17 protein-coding genes are annotated in these 17,295 nt (G+C 43.0%); 13 read left to right on the forward strand and 4 right to left on the reverse strand.

Translation table 11 applies throughout. The features are described 5' to 3' along the window. The first annotated feature begins 134 nt into the window (after positions 1–134). Positions 135–659, forward strand: coding sequence for an AAA family ATPase (locus AC1DPZ_RS09450; RefSeq protein ID WP_477402728.1), 525 nt, complete (start codon positions 135–137; stop codon positions 657–659). 56 nt (positions 660–715) lie between these two features. Here AC1DPZ_RS09450 and AC1DPZ_RS09455 read toward each other — a convergent pair whose 3' ends face one another. Both AC1DPZ_RS09455 and AC1DPZ_RS09460 read right to left on the reverse strand, forming a co-directional pair. Continuing rightward, complete coding sequence (locus AC1DPZ_RS09455) at positions 716–1,969, reverse strand: peroxiredoxin family protein (protein WP_477402729.1); 1,254 nt, start codon at positions 1,967–1,969, stop codon at positions 716–718. Between the two features lie 61 nt (positions 1,970–2,030). After that, positions 2,031–3,170, reverse strand: coding sequence for an acyl-CoA dehydrogenase (locus AC1DPZ_RS09460; RefSeq protein WP_477402730.1), 1,140 nt, complete (start codon positions 3,168–3,170; stop codon positions 2,031–2,033). Positions 3,171–3,571: 401 nt separating this feature from the next. Here AC1DPZ_RS09460 and AC1DPZ_RS09465 point away from each other — a divergent pair, with 401 nt between their 5' ends. The 7 genes from AC1DPZ_RS09465 to AC1DPZ_RS09495 all read left to right on the forward strand — a co-directional run bounded on the left by AC1DPZ_RS09465 (position 3,572) and on the right by AC1DPZ_RS09495 (position 9,675). Further along, on the forward strand, positions 3,572–3,814 hold the full coding sequence (locus AC1DPZ_RS09465; RefSeq protein WP_477402731.1) for a helix-turn-helix domain-containing protein: 243 nt from the start codon (positions 3,572–3,574) through the stop codon (positions 3,812–3,814). An 86-nt stretch (positions 3,815–3,900) separates the two neighbouring features. Then, positions 3,901–5,952: a M13 family metallopeptidase gene (locus AC1DPZ_RS09470; protein WP_477402732.1), complete on the forward strand. Its 2,052-nt coding sequence runs from the start codon at positions 3,901–3,903 to the stop codon at positions 5,950–5,952. 320 nt (positions 5,953–6,272) lie between these two features. Then, positions 6,273–6,569 carry a GIY-YIG nuclease family protein gene (locus AC1DPZ_RS09475; RefSeq protein WP_477402733.1) on the forward strand — a complete coding sequence of 99 codons (297 nt, stop codon included), beginning with the start codon at positions 6,273–6,275 and terminating at the stop codon, positions 6,567–6,569. Positions 6,570–6,990: 421 nt separating this feature from the next. Continuing rightward, positions 6,991–7,647 (forward strand): hypothetical protein, encoded by a 657-nt coding sequence (locus tag AC1DPZ_RS09480; protein ID WP_477402734.1) that lies wholly within the window; start codon positions 6,991–6,993, stop codon positions 7,645–7,647. 631 nt (positions 7,648–8,278) lie between these two features. After that, positions 8,279–8,494: a hypothetical protein gene (locus tag AC1DPZ_RS09485; RefSeq protein ID WP_477402735.1), complete on the forward strand. Its 216-nt coding sequence runs from the start codon at positions 8,279–8,281 to the stop codon at positions 8,492–8,494. Further along, positions 8,494–8,952, forward strand: a complete 459-nt coding sequence (locus AC1DPZ_RS09490) for a type II toxin-antitoxin system VapC family toxin (RefSeq protein ID WP_477402736.1) — start codon at positions 8,494–8,496, stop codon at positions 8,950–8,952. The genes AC1DPZ_RS09485 and AC1DPZ_RS09490 overlap by 1 nt, the downstream gene beginning before the upstream one ends. Positions 8,953–9,351: 399 nt before the next feature. Next, on the forward strand, positions 9,352–9,675 hold the full coding sequence (locus AC1DPZ_RS09495) for a GYD domain-containing protein (protein WP_477402737.1): 324 nt from the start codon (positions 9,352–9,354) through the stop codon (positions 9,673–9,675). A 649-nt stretch (positions 9,676–10,324) separates the two neighbouring features. Here AC1DPZ_RS09495 and AC1DPZ_RS09500 read toward each other — a convergent pair. Next, positions 10,325–11,509 (reverse strand): heparan-alpha-glucosaminide N-acetyltransferase domain-containing protein, encoded by a 1,185-nt coding sequence (locus AC1DPZ_RS09500; RefSeq protein WP_477402738.1) that lies wholly within the window; start codon positions 11,507–11,509, stop codon positions 10,325–10,327. Positions 11,510–11,592: 83 nt separating this feature from the next. Next, the gene (gene pdxA / locus AC1DPZ_RS09505; RefSeq protein ID WP_477402739.1) at positions 11,593–12,648 is read right to left on the reverse strand and encodes a 4-hydroxythreonine-4-phosphate dehydrogenase PdxA; all 1,056 of its coding nucleotides are present in this window, start codon (positions 12,646–12,648) and stop codon (positions 11,593–11,595) included. 466 nt (positions 12,649–13,114) lie between these two features. Between pdxA and rsmA the strand changes: the two genes are divergently transcribed. From rsmA to AC1DPZ_RS09530, 5 genes are all read left to right on the forward strand, one after another. Then, on the forward strand, positions 13,115–13,894 hold the full coding sequence (gene rsmA, locus AC1DPZ_RS09510) for a 16S rRNA (adenine(1518)-N(6)/adenine(1519)-N(6))-dimethyltransferase RsmA (RefSeq protein WP_477402740.1): 780 nt from the start codon (positions 13,115–13,117) through the stop codon (positions 13,892–13,894). A 284-nt stretch (positions 13,895–14,178) separates the two neighbouring features. After that, complete coding sequence (locus AC1DPZ_RS09515) at positions 14,179–14,928, forward strand: carboxypeptidase-like regulatory domain-containing protein (RefSeq protein WP_477402741.1); 750 nt, start codon at positions 14,179–14,181, stop codon at positions 14,926–14,928. Positions 14,929–15,102: 174 nt separating this feature from the next. After that, positions 15,103–16,002, forward strand: a complete 900-nt coding sequence (locus AC1DPZ_RS09520; RefSeq protein ID WP_477402742.1) for a helix-turn-helix domain-containing protein — start codon at positions 15,103–15,105, stop codon at positions 16,000–16,002. An 82-nt stretch (positions 16,003–16,084) separates the two neighbouring features. Continuing rightward, positions 16,085–16,801 (forward strand): SDR family NAD(P)-dependent oxidoreductase, encoded by a 717-nt coding sequence (locus tag AC1DPZ_RS09525; protein WP_477402743.1) that lies wholly within the window; start codon positions 16,085–16,087, stop codon positions 16,799–16,801. A 148-nt stretch (positions 16,802–16,949) separates the two neighbouring features. After that, on the forward strand, positions 16,950–17,295 hold a 346-nt coding region (locus AC1DPZ_RS09530), incomplete at its 3' end, for an SDR family NAD(P)-dependent oxidoreductase (protein WP_477402744.1).

Genomic DNA, 17,295 nt, shown 5'->3' on the forward strand with positions numbered 1-17,295 from the left:
GCATAGTTGCAGGTACAGATACGCCAACGAGGGTGCCGAAGCTGGAAAGGTAATCTGTTTTTAATTTAAAGCGGGTAGTCATGCCGAACTTGTTTTCAGCATGACTACCCGCTTTTGCATCGGTAAACTCGTTCATGAACAACATTCTCAAAATAGCAGTAGTAGGTCCCGAATCAACAGGTAAATCAACCATGTCTGATTATTTGGCTACGCATTATCATACCATTGCAGTACCAGAGTATGCACGTGGCTATTGCGAAAAACTCACTGACGCCTGCACCTGGCAGGATGAGATCAATATGTTTTACGGTCAGCTGGCCTTAGAAGAAGAACTGCTGCCGAAGGCCAATAAGATCCTGATCTGCGATACTACTTTCATCACCGTAAAAATCTGGAGCGACGAGATGTTTGGCCGCACGCCACAAGAGGTACTGGATGAATTGCCCAAACATCCATATGACTTATATTTATTATTAAATATTGATTTGCCCTGGCAGGATGACCCCTTGCGTAACTTCCCCACCATGCGCGAACACTTTATGAATGTTTGGTACAAGGAACTAAACGCCCTGAACGCAAGATATGTGCTCATCTCGGRCACAGGAGATGACCGGTATGAGAACGCGGTAAAGGCCGTGGATGAGTTTCTTAAAGAATAATTATTCTTTGATCGTTAATCGTTCTGTACTTGAAGGATTATAATTACACTCTTTTATTACTTACCCTTTATTGCTCCGGAAGGCTCGGCCAGCAGATCGTCTGTCAGTTTCTCAAACTCATTAATAAACACCGTATAATACTCACCCGTACCAGGGCCGTTAAAGCCGGTATGGATCTTACGTACATCTCCGCTTTTATCAATAATAATGGTTGTGGGAAAACCTACCACTTTCGAGAGCATGGGCAAACTTTTTGATGTCTCTGCCCTATCGCTGGTATAGCCGGTTATCAGCAATTCATAAGGCACGTTGAAACGGTTTTTAACCTGCTGTAAGGCCTTTTGCGATTTGGCAAAATCGGTAGTTCTTTCATAGGCTAAACCAACTACCTCTACGCCTTTAGGCTGGTATTTTTTGTAATAGTTAACCATATAAGCAGTTTCATCCATGCAGTTGGGGCACCACGAGCCAAGGATCTGTACAATAACTACCTTGTTTTTGTATCTATCATCCTGTAAAGAAACTGTTTTGCCGTTGATGTCCTTAAAGCTAAAATCTATCTTTTTAAAACCGGGTTTAAGCGCGGTTAATGAATAGGCATCCGGCAATTTGGCGTTTGCATCCTTTACCGCGGCCCATGATTGTACCGAGGAGTAGCCCGCGTAAAACTTACCATCGGTAATGGTTTGTTCATCTTTTATTGTTGCGGTAAAAGTATAGGCATGGCCACCGTCAAAGCAGGAAAGGTAAAGCTTATCTCCCGATACAATTCCTTCCAGGTAGCGGTAATCGCCGGTGGTGGTTAAAAATGTGCCGGTTAGCTTATCGCCCACCTGTTTAAATTCACCCACGGTGGTATCCCGCCCTTCACCTTCACCAATGATGGCCGACCACCGGCCGCCTGCATTAAAAGCAGGTTTTGCGGGGTTCTTTAAAAAACGCCAGGCAGTATTGGGTTCGGCAGCAAATGGCACCAGCAAATCCTGGCTGGCCAGGTGCCTTACCCAGTTACCTTTCAGCTTATCACCATCCAGCTTCAGTTTAAATTCCGAATTAAAAAGGGGCATTTGTATAAAAACAGAATCGCCCCTGGAGGTAACATCCGTTACCTTAAACCTTTCGGCACCATTAATTATAGCAAGCTGTTGTTTACCGGCGGTATCTTTAACCTCAAAATTAAAAGGGATCTCGTTAGCCGATTTTGTTGTAAGCGCTCCGCGCCAAACACCCGTTTTAAGTTTTGTTTGGGCCGATGCAGCCTGCAAAAGCACAGCGCATGATAGGGTTGCTATAATGGTTTTTAAATTCATGTTGATTTAAAAATAGTCTACTAATTTAATATACTTTTTCAAAAGTATAAAAATCGGCCCATTATTTCAACACTTCGCGCGAAATGACAATCCGCTGAATTTCTGATGTACCCTCATAAATCTGGGTAATTTTAGCATCCCGCATTAAACGTTCTACATGGTATTCCTTTACATAGCCATATCCCCCATGAATCTGCACTGCTTCAACAGTAACCCGCATAGCTACATCCGATGCAAAAAGTTTGGCCATTGAGCTGGCCTGGGCATATGGCAATCCCTTATCTTTTAGCCAGGCGGCTTTAATGCAAAGTAAACGTGCAGCTTCAATTTCGGTAGCCATATCTGCCAGTTTAAATTGAATGGCCTGTAAATTGGCTATGGTTTTACCAAAAGCCTTCCGCTCCTTTGCATATTGCAAAGCCAGCTCATGCGCTCCCGCCGCTATCCCTAAAGCCTGCGCGGCAATACCTATCCGCCCACCGTCCAGCACAGCCATGGCGAATTTAAAACCGAATCCTTCTGCCCCGATCCGGTTTTCCTTAGGCACTTTAACATCAGCAAACATGATTGAATGCGTATCAGACCCACGGATGCCCATCTTATTTTCTTTGGGGCCTATTGTAAAGCCTTCCATGCCCTTTTCAACAATAAGGGCATTAACTCCATTATGCTTTTTTGAAACATCAGTTTGGGCCATTACAATATAGGTAGAAGCGGTGCCGCCATTGGTGATCCAGTTTTTTACACCATTAAGCAGGTAATAATCGCCCATATCAACAGCGGTGGTTTTTTGCGATGTGGCATCAGAGCCCGCTTCCGGTTCCGAAAGGCAGAAAGCGCCTATCTTTTCGCCCCTGGCCAGGGGTACCAAATATTTTTCTTTCTGAAATTCATTCCCAAATTTCTCCAGCCCGCTACAAACCAACGAGTTATTTACAGAAAGCACCACGGCGGTGGAGGCATCTATCTTCGAGATCTCTTCCATGGCCAGCACGTATGATATGGCATCCATACCACTGCCGCCATATTGCGGCGAAACCATCATCCCTAAAAAGCCAAGCTCTCCTAATTTTTTTATTTGTGCGGCCGGGAATTTCTGGTGATCATCGCGCTCAATTACACCGGGTTTTAATTCGGTTTGGGCAAAATCACGGGCTGCCTGTTTAATCATCAGCTGCTCATCTGTAAATTTAAATTGCATAGTATTATAAAAATCTAAATATAGTAATTACTATGCATGCATAGTAAAAAATATTAAACAAAAAAAAGAGAGCCTTTTTGGAAGCTCCCTTTCCCCTAATTAATTTAAACTATTGATTAAACCCAAAACAAAGAACAAAAAATCTCAACTTGGGCGTCTGAGAATTCAAAAAAAGTTTTTCACAGGTAGGTGATTTAATTTTTTTTCACAGAACATATGCAGGGCACAACTTAATAAACAAATTCGCTGCCAGTAATTGTTGCGCGGTACAAATTTTTACCTAAATAAATAGTTAATAACACCTTATTATTGCAAATATTTTTCACGAACTTTAAATACTAACGCTAATTATTTTTGAATCCCCTGTCAAAAATCAGTTTTTTAATTAATTTTATTAAATCATGTTACTTACTGACTTTGAATACCTTACTAACTCCGACGAGGCATTTAAGAAGAAAATTGCGCTCCAGATCAAAAATCTGCGCAGGCAAAACCAGGTTACACAGGAAAAGTTTCTGGCCGAAACCAATATTAATATCGCCAGGCTCGAGTCGGGGAAAATTGATATCAGGCTGGATACGCTCAGAAAAGTGTGTTATTATTTTGATGTTTCTTTAGCAGGTTTTTTTCAGGGTATTTATTAAGACTGCCTTTTTTAATAAATTTGTTGTCCTGCATTCTATTATTCCATACAACCGTTGTATTTTTTTTTATACACTTAAATAATTTTATGATCAAAAAGATTTCGCCTCCTGCGTTGTTAGCCGGAGCATTAATGCTCACCTTGTTTGCCGCCTGCGAGAACAAAACAAAAATTTATGCTGATAACGATCCGGTGATTAAAAACATGGATACCACCATAAGGCCGGGCGACGATTTCTTTAAATATGCCAACGGAACATGGCTCAGGAAAAACCCCATCCCCGGCGCCTACGCGGCATGGGGCATAGGTAACGTAGTACAGGAAGAACTGCGTGACCGTATGAAAAAGATCAACGAAGACGCGCTTAAAGCCAATGCCCCCAAAGGCAGCAACACCCAAAAAATAGGCGATTTTTATTACAGCGGGATGGATACCGCTGCTATTGAAAAGCAGGGCCTTTCTCCGCTTCAGGAAGAACTGAAAAAGATAGATGATATAAAAGATATTAAGAGCCTGGTTGAGGAGTTTGCCCACCTTGACGGAATTGGCGTAACTACGCCTTTAGGTACTTATGCCGGCCAGGATAGCAAAAACAGCGATAAGATTATGCTGCAGCTGGATCAATCAGGAATAGGGTTGCCAAACCGCGATTATTATTTCAACAAAGATGCACACAGCGTTGCCATCCGTACAGATTATCAGCAGAAACACTTACCTACTATTTTTAAATTGAGCGGACTACCTGCCGATGCTGCAAATGCCGCTGCTAAAAAAACCTATGCTTTAGAAACAGCTTTGGCCGATAGCAGCCGCAAACTGGAAGACCTGCGCGACCCTTACCACAACTATAATAAAATGACCCTGGCCGGTTTAACCAAGCTGGCGCCGGATGTTGACTGGAAATCGACATTTGATAAATTGAATTATAAAAATGTGGATACTGTTATAGTTGGCCAGCCGGAGTATTACCGCGCTTTCAATAAAGCACTGCACAATTATAGTATTAACGATTGGAAAAATTACCTGCGTAAAAACCTGGTAACAACCTTTGGCTCCTATTTAAGTAAACCTTTCGACCAGGAGCTTTTTCGCTTTTATGATATGGTGATTTATGGCAGCAAAGAACAGCTGCCCCGCTGGAAACGCGTGCTTGACACCGAGAACGGCTTAATGGGCGAGGTATTAGGACAAATATTTGTAAAAGAATACTTTCCCGAAAAAACGAAGGAGCGCTATGTAAAACTGGTGGAAGCCATGCGTGAAACCTTCAGGGAACACATCGAAAAACTGGATTGGATGAGCCCGCAAACCAAAGAAAAGGCGTATTACAAGCTTAACAAAGTAATGCCGAAGGTGGGTTACCCCGATAACTGGAAAGATTTCTCGAACCTGGAGATCAATCGCGGGCCATATGCTTTAAATGTAATGCGCGCCAATAACTGGTGGCACAAGTTTAACGCTGCCAAATTAGGCAAACCTGTTGACCGTACCGAGTGGGGAATGACCCCACAAACCTACAACGCTTATTACAATCCATCAAATAACGAGATAGTGCTGCCTGCCGGTATTTTCACTATTCCGGGTTTTAAGGACGAAAATATTGATGACGCCATCATTTACGGCTATGCCGCCGCATCCACCATCGGCCACGAAATGACCCATGGGTTTGACGACCAGGGCCGGCAGTTTGATGCCAAAGGAAATTTAAAAGCCTGGTGGTTACCGCAGGATTCGGTAAAGTTTACGCAGCGCGCGCAAATGCTCATTAACCAGTTTAACGGCTATAGCATTTACGGCCTGCATGTGAATGGCAAAGCAACTCAGGGCGAAAACATTGCCGATTTGGGCGGTATAGTGATCGGCCTGGATGCATTCAAGAAAACCGATCAGTATAAAGAAGGCAAACTTATCAATGGCTTTACACCATTGCAACGCTATTTCCTGGGTTATGCTTTAGGCTGGCTGGGGCAAGACAGGCAGGAATCATTATCCAGCCAGATCCTGACCAACGAACATTCCCCCGGCTTTATGCGCGTAAACGGACCATTTACAGATGTACCCGAGTTTTACCTGGCTTTCCACATTAAAAAAGGCGATAAAATGTGGCTGGATCCGGAAAAAAGAGTGAAGATTTGGTAGGTTAAGCCCCCGCCCCCCCGAAGGGGGAGTAAAATGATCAATGTAATCATAGGAAAAAGAAAAACAAATATAGCTATGTCATTGCGAGCGCAGCGCGGCAATCGCGGACTGTGCAGATCCGCCCTGTATAGTCTATGTCATTGCGAGCGCAGCGCGGCAATCGCGAATAGTACAGGTCCGCCCTGTATAGCTTGCGATTGCTTCGTCCCTCGCAATGACATAGATTATATTAAAAAATAGCGCTGACAATAAGCGATTTACGAACACGTCATTATAAGCGCAGCGCGGCAATGACATAAGATACGAATGCATTAACATATATGAAAATACACCAATACTATGTTTACATTTTAACTAATAAGGCAAACACAGTGTTATATGTTGGTGTAACAAATGATTTGGTAAGTCGTGTATCCCAACATAAACAAAAACTATTCAAAGGGTTTTCAGCTAAGTATAACTGTAACAAACTGGTCCATTACGAAGATTTCCAATGGATACAGGATGCCATTGCAAGGGAAAAACAATTGAAAGCCGGCTCAAGACAAAAAAAGATCGAATTGATAATCGGCAACAATCCTCTATGGAACGATTTGAGTGATGGTTGGTACGATTAAAATCTATCATTGCGGAACGAAGCAATCGCATACTATGCAGAGCGGACCTGTACTGTTCGCGATTGCCGCGCTGCGCTCGCAATGACATGGTTGTTGTTGTTTTCTAAAATCAACATGTCACTAATGTTTTTTCCAGGATTTTCCTGGTGGGCTCCATATAATGACACGATTATAAAACATTGACTACCAGCGCTAAATCTATGTCATTGCGAGCGCAGCGCGGCAATCGCATACTACACAGAGTGGATCTGCACAGTTCGCGATTGCCGCGCTGCGCTCGCAATGACATAAGATGATGCCACCCACCACAGGCGTAACAGCACCTTTCTACACCCTTTTCTTCACTTCTAAAAAAGGTGTTTTTTACCCTATTATGTAAAATGGCCACACGCTACCTTGCAGCAACTTAAAAATTTTTATTATGACGACGCCCACAATTAAATTATTGCCAGATCCACCAGCCCCTAACGGAATTAATGACTTTCCACTTCCGCCGCCTGCAAAGGTAATATTGAAAGTACCCTTGCCCGATCAAACCATAGTTTTATCGCAAAAGAATTTTTATGGCCTTACGCTGACCTCAGAAAAGCGGCTTATCAACCAGCAATTAGAATTCAAACAGCAATGGGTACGTGTAACCAGCTGCACCATTACGCCCGATACACCTTTTTCACAGGAAGAGTCTGTGAGCATCGGCGTGGCGTTAAGTGTAGGAGTGCGTGAGGAATTTTCTGCCTCGCTTGGTTTAAAGGTGGACTCGCTGATTGATATAGGTGCAAAATTGACGCTGTCGCTTTCGGCAGAAGTGTCACTTGCTGAGGTGGTTACTAAAAAGAAAACCTTTAATGCCAAAACAGAGGACCCACGGGCATCTTATATGTGGTGGCAACTCAAAAGTACCTACACGGTTATCGGACATCGTCAATCGGTTTTAATCGTAGAGGATGGAAAAACACGGCAAGAAAGCATTAGAGAAGAAGCCGACTTTGCAAATCCGCTGGTATGCGACGAAGATGTTAGTATGAGTACTCAATTTCCGCTTTCGGTAAAAGCAAACTTTTCGGTTTCCGACATCTAACTAACCCTGGTACGGCTTAATAGCCTACGGCCGGGACCGCAAAACAATGAAAGCCTTTGGTTGAAAAATTAAAGGCTTTTACTATTCAAACAAATCTGAGCACGTTAAAATAAGAATGTTTGATTTGACAGCGAGGTTTAAAAATGATCATCGAACGCGATAACTAAAACATTATTATTCCGTCCCCCGGGATCTCTCGCAGAGGCCCCCCAATGCTATTAAGTTAATGAGTTTCTCCCCCAGCGGGGGAATAGCTTTGTAGCAAAAAAGCAAAGGTGAAGCTCCGTGCCAGAGGTACGGAACATTAGGTAGCGTACCTCCGGCCCACAAAAAATTGCTAATTTATTTGTGCTACCAAGTTTTTGCTCCACTGGAGCAGTCAGCATCTCAACTTAATAGCATTGGAGAGGCCGGCCAATGTGGCTAAGACCTCTGCAGTATGAACGAACAGCACGGCCCGTAGGGAACGCAGTAATGAGATTTCGAATATGAGATTTGAGAGAGGAAAAAAAGCATCAGGTATCAAGGTTTTTGAGTTGGAAATTGAAAGCACGCAGACTCGTCAGAACGTAAATCTACACTTTTTTTACGCTGAAATATGCGTATATTTGGTAATAGAAAGGAGGCAAATATGAAAACGAACCTAACAGGTAAAGGCGCATTCAAGACTCACAAAAGCGTGTCTCCAGAAGAAATTATTGCTGCGGGAGGAACTACAGCTTTTGGGATAAAAGCAGGCAAGAATAACGAAACACTTAAAAAAGCGCTTAAAAAATCACCTAAACCAGAGCCTTTTACAGAAGAAGAATGGGCGGATTTATTAAAACAAATGGCCAACGATAAGTAATGAATTTATTACTGGATACCAATATTCTTCTTTTTATTTCAAGGACAAGGAACACGGATAGTTTTGTAGATTTTATTAATCCTGATAACTCAACCTTATATATCTCAGTAGCATCCGAAGCCGAAATTAAATCGTTAGCGCTTAAAAATAATTGGGGTGCTAAGCGTGCTGATATTCTACATGATTTTTTAGATGGGATCAATATTGTAGAGATTAGCCAGTCTTACGTCGATATTTATGCAGAGATCGACGCATACTCGCAAAGGTTAAATCCAAACTTTAAGGAATATCCGTTTGAAGCTCCAAGAAATATGGGAAAAAACGATCTGTGGATCGCGTCATTAGCAGCCTTATTAGGCTTACAGTTAATCACAACGGACAACGATTTCGACCACCTGCACAATGTATTCTTCCCGGTAAGGAAAATATTACCGGAAGATTTCCGGCAATTCTTTTAATAATAATGCCCGCGCAGGCATTATCACTATTTAGTAATCCCTTTAATTTCCATACTAACAGTTTTTTGACTTGTTTACTTATATTCCGTCCCCTCGGGATCTCTCGCGGAGGCCCCTGCAGGTACGGGATTTTCTGTTTTCCAATTTGGCTACATATCGGGCTGGATGTTAATAATTTAACTGTATATCATCAACTTTTATTTATAAATTTAACTTTAGTTAACCGGACGAACGGATCTCTATTTCCCCTACATCTGCAAGCCCCGAACATTATCTACTATACTGCAAGCATTCTCTAAACCAATATTGTTTCTAAATACGAATGGAGACCAGAGACCATTCTAAAAACGGGGCATATCCGAAAAGCCATAAGAGTAGGGAAATTCAAAAATAACAAACATGAAAAAGTATTTGATTAAAGGAACTTATAACTCCGAAGGAACAAAGGGGTTAATTCAAGAAGGCGGATCTGGACGCAGAACTGCCATTGAAAAAATGCTGGAAGGACTGGGTGGTAAAATGGAATCATTTTATTTTGCCTTTGGCGAGGAAGATGTGTATGTTATTGTAGAACTCCCTGATGATATTTCTGCGGTGGCCGTTGGGTTAACAGTTAATGGTTCAGGTCTTGTCAAGATTTCAACCACTGTATTACTTACAGCAGCAGATATTGACGCAGCATCCAAAAAGTCTGTCAATTACCGGGCTCCTGGTAAAAACTAACAATAGTATTTTGCTCAATAAATTATATCCCTTTGGTTACCAGGAAAGTACAGCACATACAAAAGGTTTGGCAAAAGCGGGGGCAATACAATAAAACTGGTATTCCGTCTCCTCGGGTCTCTCACAGAGGACCCTGAGGTAAACACGATCACCTCGCATAAACGCGGCTTTCGTGAACAATACAGGCTTAGTACAACCGCAGGGTCCTCTTTGAGAGACCCTGCGGGGACGTGACCTTTACCAGGAAAGTACAGCACATAACAAAAGGTTTGGCAAAAGCGGGGGCAATACAATGAAACTGGTATTCCGTCCCCTCGGGGTCTCTCGCAGAGGACMCTGAGGTAAACACGATCACCTCGCATAAACGCGGCTTTCGTGAACAATACGGGCTTAGTACAACCGCAGGGTCCTCTTTGAGAGACCCTGCGGGGACGTGAAGGTAAACACGATCACCTCGCATAAACGCGGCTTTCGTGAACAATACGGGCTTTGTACAACCGCAGGGTCCTCTTCGAGAGACCCTGCGGGGACGGGACCTTGCAAATCGAATATCATATGTTATAATTGCAAGGCTGATTAAGAGAAAGAAGCCAAACCTTTTGCCTTTGACCTTTCGCCTTTAACCTTTTCCCTTTCGCCCTCCAAAAACCTAAATTTTCAGCCTGATATTAATCTTATCCAGCAGCCCCGTTAGCCACACCATCACAAAAGCAAACACAATACATTTAATAAGCCCCCCGGTGCCCTGGCTCAGGTATTCGGGATAGCCAATATTGCTCATCTCATACATGGGGTAAAACAAAAACGGCACTATGTAGCAGGTAAAAGTATTGGTGCCCGCGGGTTCAATAATCTTAAACCACTTGTACTTATGCTTAAAATCGACTATGTAAATAAATATGGCATATACAATAAGACTTATCCCTGTACATATCAGCACCCAGGAAGGGGTATCGCGCGCTTTGGAAATTCCCCCGCTAAAATAGCGCACAATAAAGCCCATATTAAACAGGATAATGGCAATAAGTACAAGTGCCGCCCACAGCATTTTAAGCTCGTTATTGACCTTTAGGCGCATATACAGCACCGAGACAAATACCCCGGCCATAGTAAAGGCCTGCATAGCGCCATTACCGGCTATCCATACATATTTTTGCACAGGAGCCAAAAAGTTAAGGAACCCAAAGTGCACATCCATATTAAAAAACATGAAGAAGATCCATGCGGCGGCCTGGATCCATAAATGCCCGCCCGAGTAATAGTAAATAAGCGCGCACAGGAGGTAAGCCCAGCCTATAAGGCCTAATATTCCCCACCAGGTAAAGTGCAGCCAGGTATGCCCCGGATCGTTAGTTTTGTACAGGATAGACATGGCTATCAATAACACAACACCTACGCCCTGCAGCAGGTAGCGCTTAAGGTTGCTGGTTTCTTTACCGTAATCTAAAAATATAAAAAAGAAGCTGAAAGTTACCAGGCTTTCCCATACCGGTTTGGGCAAAACGGCGGTATGCTCATTATAAGTTTCCATATTGGCATGGAAAAATCCTATAAATACCAGCGCGAACGACCGGCTTGCTATGCGCGATAGTATTTTATAATTACCACTTTTTAACCTGTTTTGAAATGCAAAAGGAATAGATAGCCCTACAATAAATAAAAATGCAGGAAAAATAGTATCGGCAAGACCCAGCCCGTCGGCATTTTCTGCAACATGTTTAAGCCATTGTGGTGTACCCGGGATGCCATCAAGGTCATTCACAAATATCATGAGCAACATAGTAACAGCACGAAGGGCATCAATAGAGCGTATCCGGTCCGTGAAATTATTCATTATGGGAGTAAATGCATTATCAAAGCAAATGTTTTAACTTAACGGCAATTAAATTGAAACATTATAGTTACCCGCCCGTTTTTTTAGTCTCTGTCGCGGCTTAGCTTGGCAAATACAAGTGGGTTTTCGTTCAGTTCCAGTGTTTCCTTCCGGTGTTTTACAATGTGGATAGCAGTAAATAGCGCCTCGCGGAAAGAGATCTCTGATGCCAGGTTTTTGCCGGCAATATCATACGCGGTGCCATGATCTGGCGAGGTGCGTACAAAGTTTAAGCCTGCGGTAAAGTTAACACCGGTTTCAAATGCTATCTGTTTAAAAGGGATTAAACCCTGGTCGTGATACATAGCCAATACAGCATCAAACTGCAAATAAGTTCCGTTGGCAAAAAAACCATCGGCCGAGTACGGGCCAAAAGCCAGTATATCATTATTACGTGCCTCTTCAATAGCCGGGATAATGGTATCTTTCTCTTCGTTACCAATAAGGCCGTTATCGCTGGCATGCGGGTTTAAGCCCAGCACCGCTATTTTGGGTTTACGAATCCAGAAATCATTTTGCAAACTGTGGTTCATCAGCTTTAGCTTGGCCACAATTTTATCGGCTGTAATGCTTTCAGATACTTTTGAAATCGGGATATGTCCCGTAACCACACCAACGCGCAGGGTATCGCTTACCAAAAACATTAATGATTCGGCCGCGCCATCCTTTTGCTGTAAATATTCTGTATGGCCGGGAAAATTAAACTGATCGCTCTGGATATTATCCTTATTGATAGGCGCTGTAACCAGGGCATCAATATAGCCCTCCTTTAAATCATAGGCGGCACGCTCAAGTGATTTAAAAGCGTACTTGCCACCCGCTTCTGATACTACACCCGGCTCAATCTTTACATCCTCTTCCCAGCAATTAATCATGTTGGGTTTTTTAGGCTGTGCCTGCGAAGGATCATTTATAACATGAAAATTAAGCTCGCTAACATTGGTAGCACGACGGTGGAACGATGCTACTTTTGTATGGCCATAAACAATGGGGGTACAATAATCATAAATTTTACTATCGGCCAGGGTTTTTATAATAATCTCTAAACCTATGCCATTCACATCGCCTATGCTGATACCTACTTTTATTTTGTCGCTCATTTCTTTATTTATGATTTCACCGATTTTTTGTGATTTCACCGATTTTTTGGAGGTGATTTCGTTCACTAAAATCTGTGATTGAATTTATATTGGTTTACCTGAAATTACGTCCAGGCTTATTTTATTCTTTTGTCCTTATTGTTTAATCCAAATATCCCCTTGATTCTTTCCGGGGCGTTCCCTGCGGGCGGGCTTTCCGTTCATACTGCTCAGGGCCTTATCCGCCGGGCCGGTATCCACTTCAATCCCTAACGCAATTATTTGACCCTGGATTCTTCACAAGTCGTTTGTTTTTCAGGATTTTTGAGCTTTCTAACCACTCACTATTCACCCCTCTCCACTCACCATTTCCCCTTGTCGTGATACCTGATACTAACTACTTGATACTCCTTCAAGCTGCAAATAAAAGATTTGTTCCTGATTAAAGCACAAATATGACGTTATTTGCTCAAATATTTGATTAATAATGACATTGGTAAGGGCAAAAAAACATTTAGGGCAACACTTTCTTACTGATAAAAATATAGCAGCCAAAATTGTCGACAGCCTTAAACCCGAAGGCAGGTACAGCCATGTGCTCGAAGTTGGTCCGGGTATGGGGATCCTGTCGGATTTTTTACTGCAGAAACCGGAGTATGACGTATCGCTGATTGATATTGATGAAGAATCGTTTCACTACCTTAAAAAAAAATACCCGCAGCTGGGCACCCGCCTCATCAATGCCGATTTTTTAGAGATGGATTTTAAAACCGTGGTTGATGGTCCGCTGGCTATCATCGGTAACTTCCCTTACAACATATCGTCGCAGATACTGTTTAAAGTGCTTGATAACCGCCGGCAGGTAATTGAGGTAGTTGGCATGTTTCAGAAAGAAGTTGCCGAACGCTGCGCTGCCAAACCGGGCAGTAAGGAGTACGGCATCCTAAGCGTGTTTTTGCAGGCCTATTATAAGGTGGAGTACCTGTTCACGGTAAAGGCCGGTGTATTTAACCCACCGCCAAAAGTACTCTCGGCAGTTATCCGCCTTACCCGTAAAGATGCCGAAAACCTGGACTGCGACGAGAAATTATTTTGGCAGATAGTTAAAGCCGGTTTTAACCAGCGCCGCAAAACATTGCGTAATGCCATATCGTCCCTCATCAACAAAGAAAAAATGACCGATAATGCCACCCTCGACTTAAGGGCAGAGCGTTTGAGCGTGGATGATTTTGTGAAGCTTACCAATGCGGTGATGGCGAACAGGTAAAGCTGATAGTATCAGGTTTTGGCTAAAGCCAGAACGTGTTACTGATTATAATATCCGTTGGCTGAAGCCGACGGCAATGAATAGTAAATGCATCAAACAGCAAAACCGATTTCATTGCCGTCCCATTTATGGGACGGGTAAACAGAGCTTCAAGGTGGCTTTAGCCAAAACACTTCCTGGTTATAAGTCCCTTCCTTTCGTTAAAAGATGTTAAACCCTATCTACCAAGCCTGCCTGCCGGTTACATTTGTAATGTACTGATCACTAAACCAATCGTTACAAATATGCGGTACCTGCTTATTATACCTTGTATATGTATTTGCCTTTGCTCATACGGGCAAAAAATAAGCGGCATCGTAACCGATAAAGTTACCGGGCAACGCATCAGCGGGGCATGGGTAACATCAACAAACTCAAGCGCCATCAGCGATATGGCAGGCAGGTTTAGCATCAATATATCAAAACCGAAGGATACCCTTAAAGTAAAGATGCAGGGCTATAAGTTGTACACCTTGCCCGTTGATGCAACAAAAATCAAAGAGGTGGTTGTGCAGCTGGAACAAGTTACTATCCAGCTTAACCAGGTAAACATAAGCGCCCGGCGCAACAGGGTGAAGGACTCTATCAATAACCGGAAGGAGTTTGCTAAAGATTTTAATAGCGCGCCGCCTAAGCTCAAAGAAATCATCAGGCCCTCCATAGGTTCGGGGCCTATACCTATCGCGGGTGTTACCATTAGTTTAAGTCCGCTGATAACTGCCCTCACTTACAAACACAGCAGGGCCTATAAATTTAAGCAGGTACTGATAAAGGATGAGCAGGCAAAGTATATTGATAGCCGCTTCAGCGATGAAAGGGTAGCCCAACTTACCAGCCTGCAGGCCGATTCGTTGTATAGCTTTATTAATATGTATCGCCCAGGTATCGACCAGGTGAAAAAGATGAGCGATTACGATATTTTCACTTATATAAAAAAGTGCCTTGTGAAATTCAGGAAACCTCACCCGGATTCGGTCCGCGAGGTAGAATTTTAAGTTTTACCATTAAATACCCCGTTTTATTGCCATTGGCGACCAGCTTGCATAAATTTGAATAAAAGTTACCTAAAAGTTGATAAAAGTGCATTAAACTAAAATAAAAGTACTGCAATTTTAATGTAAAAATGGTGCTACTACTTGACATGCGGTTTGAATTTTGTAATTTTGAATATGACCACCGAAACACTTGAAGATTTCTACAGGCATAAGTTTGATTGGCTGCCCGATAACCTGCAGCAAAACATGGGTCATTTTAATGTTTTCAGGATTGAGGATTGTATTGGCCCCAATGCCAAACCGGTTACCTATAGCCGCAGAAGCTTTTACAAGATCAGCCTGATGCATGGCGATAATATTATTCACTACGCCGATAAAAGCCTCAACCTTTCGGGCACTTCGCTGATGTTTTTTAGCCCGCATGTACCATATACGTTTGAGCATATGAGTAATGATCGCACGGGTTTCTTTTGCATATTCACCGAGTCGTTTTTTGCCGATCGGTTCAGGGGCGGCTTAAGCGAACTACCTATGTTTGGCCTGGGCGCCAAACCGGTTTACGCTTTAGATGTCGCCCAAAGCGAATATGTAACCGGTTTGTTTTTAAAGATGACCGAAGAGATCAACTCCGATTATCCCTTTAAATACGACCTGATCCGCAATTACGTTACCGAACTTTGCTACTACGCCCTTAAAACCCAGCCATCAGAAAACGTATACAAGCACGCCGATGCCAAATCAAGGATCACATCAGTTTTTACCGAATTACTGGAGCGGCAATTCCCGATAGAAACACCTTCTCAGCGGTTTGCACTGCGATCTGCCAATGATTTTGCGCAGCGGCTGTCGGTTCATGTAAACCACCTCAACCGCGCCATCCGCGAAACCACCGGCAAAACCACCACCGACCACATCGCCGACCGCCTGCTAAGCGAAGCCAAATCCCTGTTAAGGCACACCGACTGGAATATATCCGAGATTGGCTACTGCCTGGGCTTTGAGGAGCCTACCCATTTCAACAACTTTTTCAAAAAAAACACCCGGCTTACCCCCTCCTCGTTCAGAAATGTTTGAATTTTGTAACCATTGGTTTGAATAGTGTAATACTCCGCCCTGGCTGCCATATTATCTTTGTTATATCAAAACAAACAATGATATGGACAACAACAAAGTATGGTTTATCACTGGCGCTTCAAAGGGATTTGGGCTCGATCTTGTTAACGAAAGCAGTGTATCACTGGCCCTACAGCATACCTATGAAACATTTGGCCGGATAGATGTGGTTATCAACAATGCCGGCTATGGTATTGGTGGCGCTATTGAAGAGGTTACCGATAAAGAAGCCCGCCAGGCCTTTGATGTAAATGTATTTGCTACGCTTAACGTAATCAGGTTTGTAATGCCTTACCTGCGCAAACAACGCTCAGGGCATATCATTAATATAGCATCCATCGCTGGTATTACCGGCGGCATTGGCTGGGCCATTTACGCGGCGGCTAAGCATGCGGTAATCGGCCTGTCAGAAGTTTTGGCCGGCGATGTTAAAGCATTGGGTATCAAAGTTACGGTGGTTGCTCCCGGTGCGTTCCGTACCAATTTCCTCGATCCCGGCTCGTTGACTATTACTGATAACCCCATTGCCGATTATGAAGATGTAAGATTATCGCACTGTAAATACCGAAGCATGAACGGCGAACAGGCAGGGGACCCCGAAAAGGCCGCTACATCTATTATTAACGTAGCATATGAAGAAAATCCACCGCTTTACCTGTTATTAGGTGGCGATGCCTTCAACAGGGCATTAACCAAGCTTGATGGTTTGTATAAAGAGATCCACCAATGGGAAGATATTACCTGCGCAACTGATTTTTAATGATAAAACATCTACCAAAAACATACCCAGATGGAAACATTAACGATAAGGTTAAACACAACAATCAAAAAAATTAAAAATCAATCACAACTTTAGTAATCAGGGAAATCACCCTTGAAATCGGTGAAATCATAAAATTTATATAGAAATGGAAAATCAAAAAATATGGTTCGTAACCGGGGCCTCAAAAGGATTGGGCCTTACCCTAACAAAAAGGCTATTAAAGGAAGGTTATAAAGTAGCTGCAACATCAAGAAATATAAGCGACCTTGAAAATGCTGTTGGTACCAACAACGATCATTTTTTACCGCTTGCCGTAAACATCAAAAGCGAAGACAGCATACAGGAAGCTATCGAAAAAACCATCAGCACCTTTGGTAAAATTGATGTGGTAGTTAATAACGCAGGCTACGGTATGCTGGGAGGCCTGGAAGAAGCAACCGACCAGGAAGCACGCGATAATTTCGAAGTAAATGTATTTGGGGCTTTAAACG

The sequence above is a fragment of the Mucilaginibacter sp. P4_G9 genome (assembly GCF_056400985.1).

Excerpts from the sequence above, each read along its gene's own strand:
- AC1DPZ_RS09455 (WP_477402729.1), bottom strand. The coding sequence starts at position 1,969 with ATGAATTTAAAAACCATTATAGCAACCCTATCATGCGCTGTGCTTTTG.
- AC1DPZ_RS09460 (WP_477402730.1), bottom strand. The coding sequence starts at position 3,170 with ATGCAATTTAAATTTACAGATGAGCAGCTGATGATTAAACAGGCAGCC.
- AC1DPZ_RS09465 (WP_477402731.1), top strand. The coding sequence starts at position 3,572 with ATGTTACTTACTGACTTTGAATACCTTACTAACTCCGACGAGGCATTT.
- AC1DPZ_RS09470 (WP_477402732.1), top strand. The coding sequence starts at position 3,901 with ATGATCAAAAAGATTTCGCCTCCTGCGTTGTTAGCCGGAGCATTAATG.
- AC1DPZ_RS09475 (WP_477402733.1), top strand. The coding sequence starts at position 6,273 with ATGAAAATACACCAATACTATGTTTACATTTTAACTAATAAGGCAAAC.
- AC1DPZ_RS09480 (WP_477402734.1), top strand. The coding sequence starts at position 6,991 with ATGACGACGCCCACAATTAAATTATTGCCAGATCCACCAGCCCCTAAC.
- AC1DPZ_RS09485 (WP_477402735.1), top strand. The coding sequence starts at position 8,279 with ATGAAAACGAACCTAACAGGTAAAGGCGCATTCAAGACTCACAAAAGC.
- AC1DPZ_RS09490 (WP_477402736.1), top strand. The coding sequence starts at position 8,494 with ATGAATTTATTACTGGATACCAATATTCTTCTTTTTATTTCAAGGACA.
- AC1DPZ_RS09495 (WP_477402737.1), top strand. The coding sequence starts at position 9,352 with ATGAAAAAGTATTTGATTAAAGGAACTTATAACTCCGAAGGAACAAAG.
- AC1DPZ_RS09500 (WP_477402738.1), bottom strand. The coding sequence starts at position 11,509 with ATGAATAATTTCACGGACCGGATACGCTCTATTGATGCCCTTCGTGCT.
- pdxA (WP_477402739.1), bottom strand. The coding sequence starts at position 12,648 with ATGAGCGACAAAATAAAAGTAGGTATCAGCATAGGCGATGTGAATGGC.
- rsmA (WP_477402740.1), top strand. The coding sequence starts at position 13,115 with ATGACATTGGTAAGGGCAAAAAAACATTTAGGGCAACACTTTCTTACT.
- AC1DPZ_RS09515 (WP_477402741.1), top strand. The coding sequence starts at position 14,179 with ATGCGGTACCTGCTTATTATACCTTGTATATGTATTTGCCTTTGCTCA.
- AC1DPZ_RS09520 (WP_477402742.1), top strand. The coding sequence starts at position 15,103 with ATGACCACCGAAACACTTGAAGATTTCTACAGGCATAAGTTTGATTGG.
- AC1DPZ_RS09525 (WP_477402743.1), top strand. The coding sequence starts at position 16,085 with ATGGACAACAACAAAGTATGGTTTATCACTGGCGCTTCAAAGGGATTT.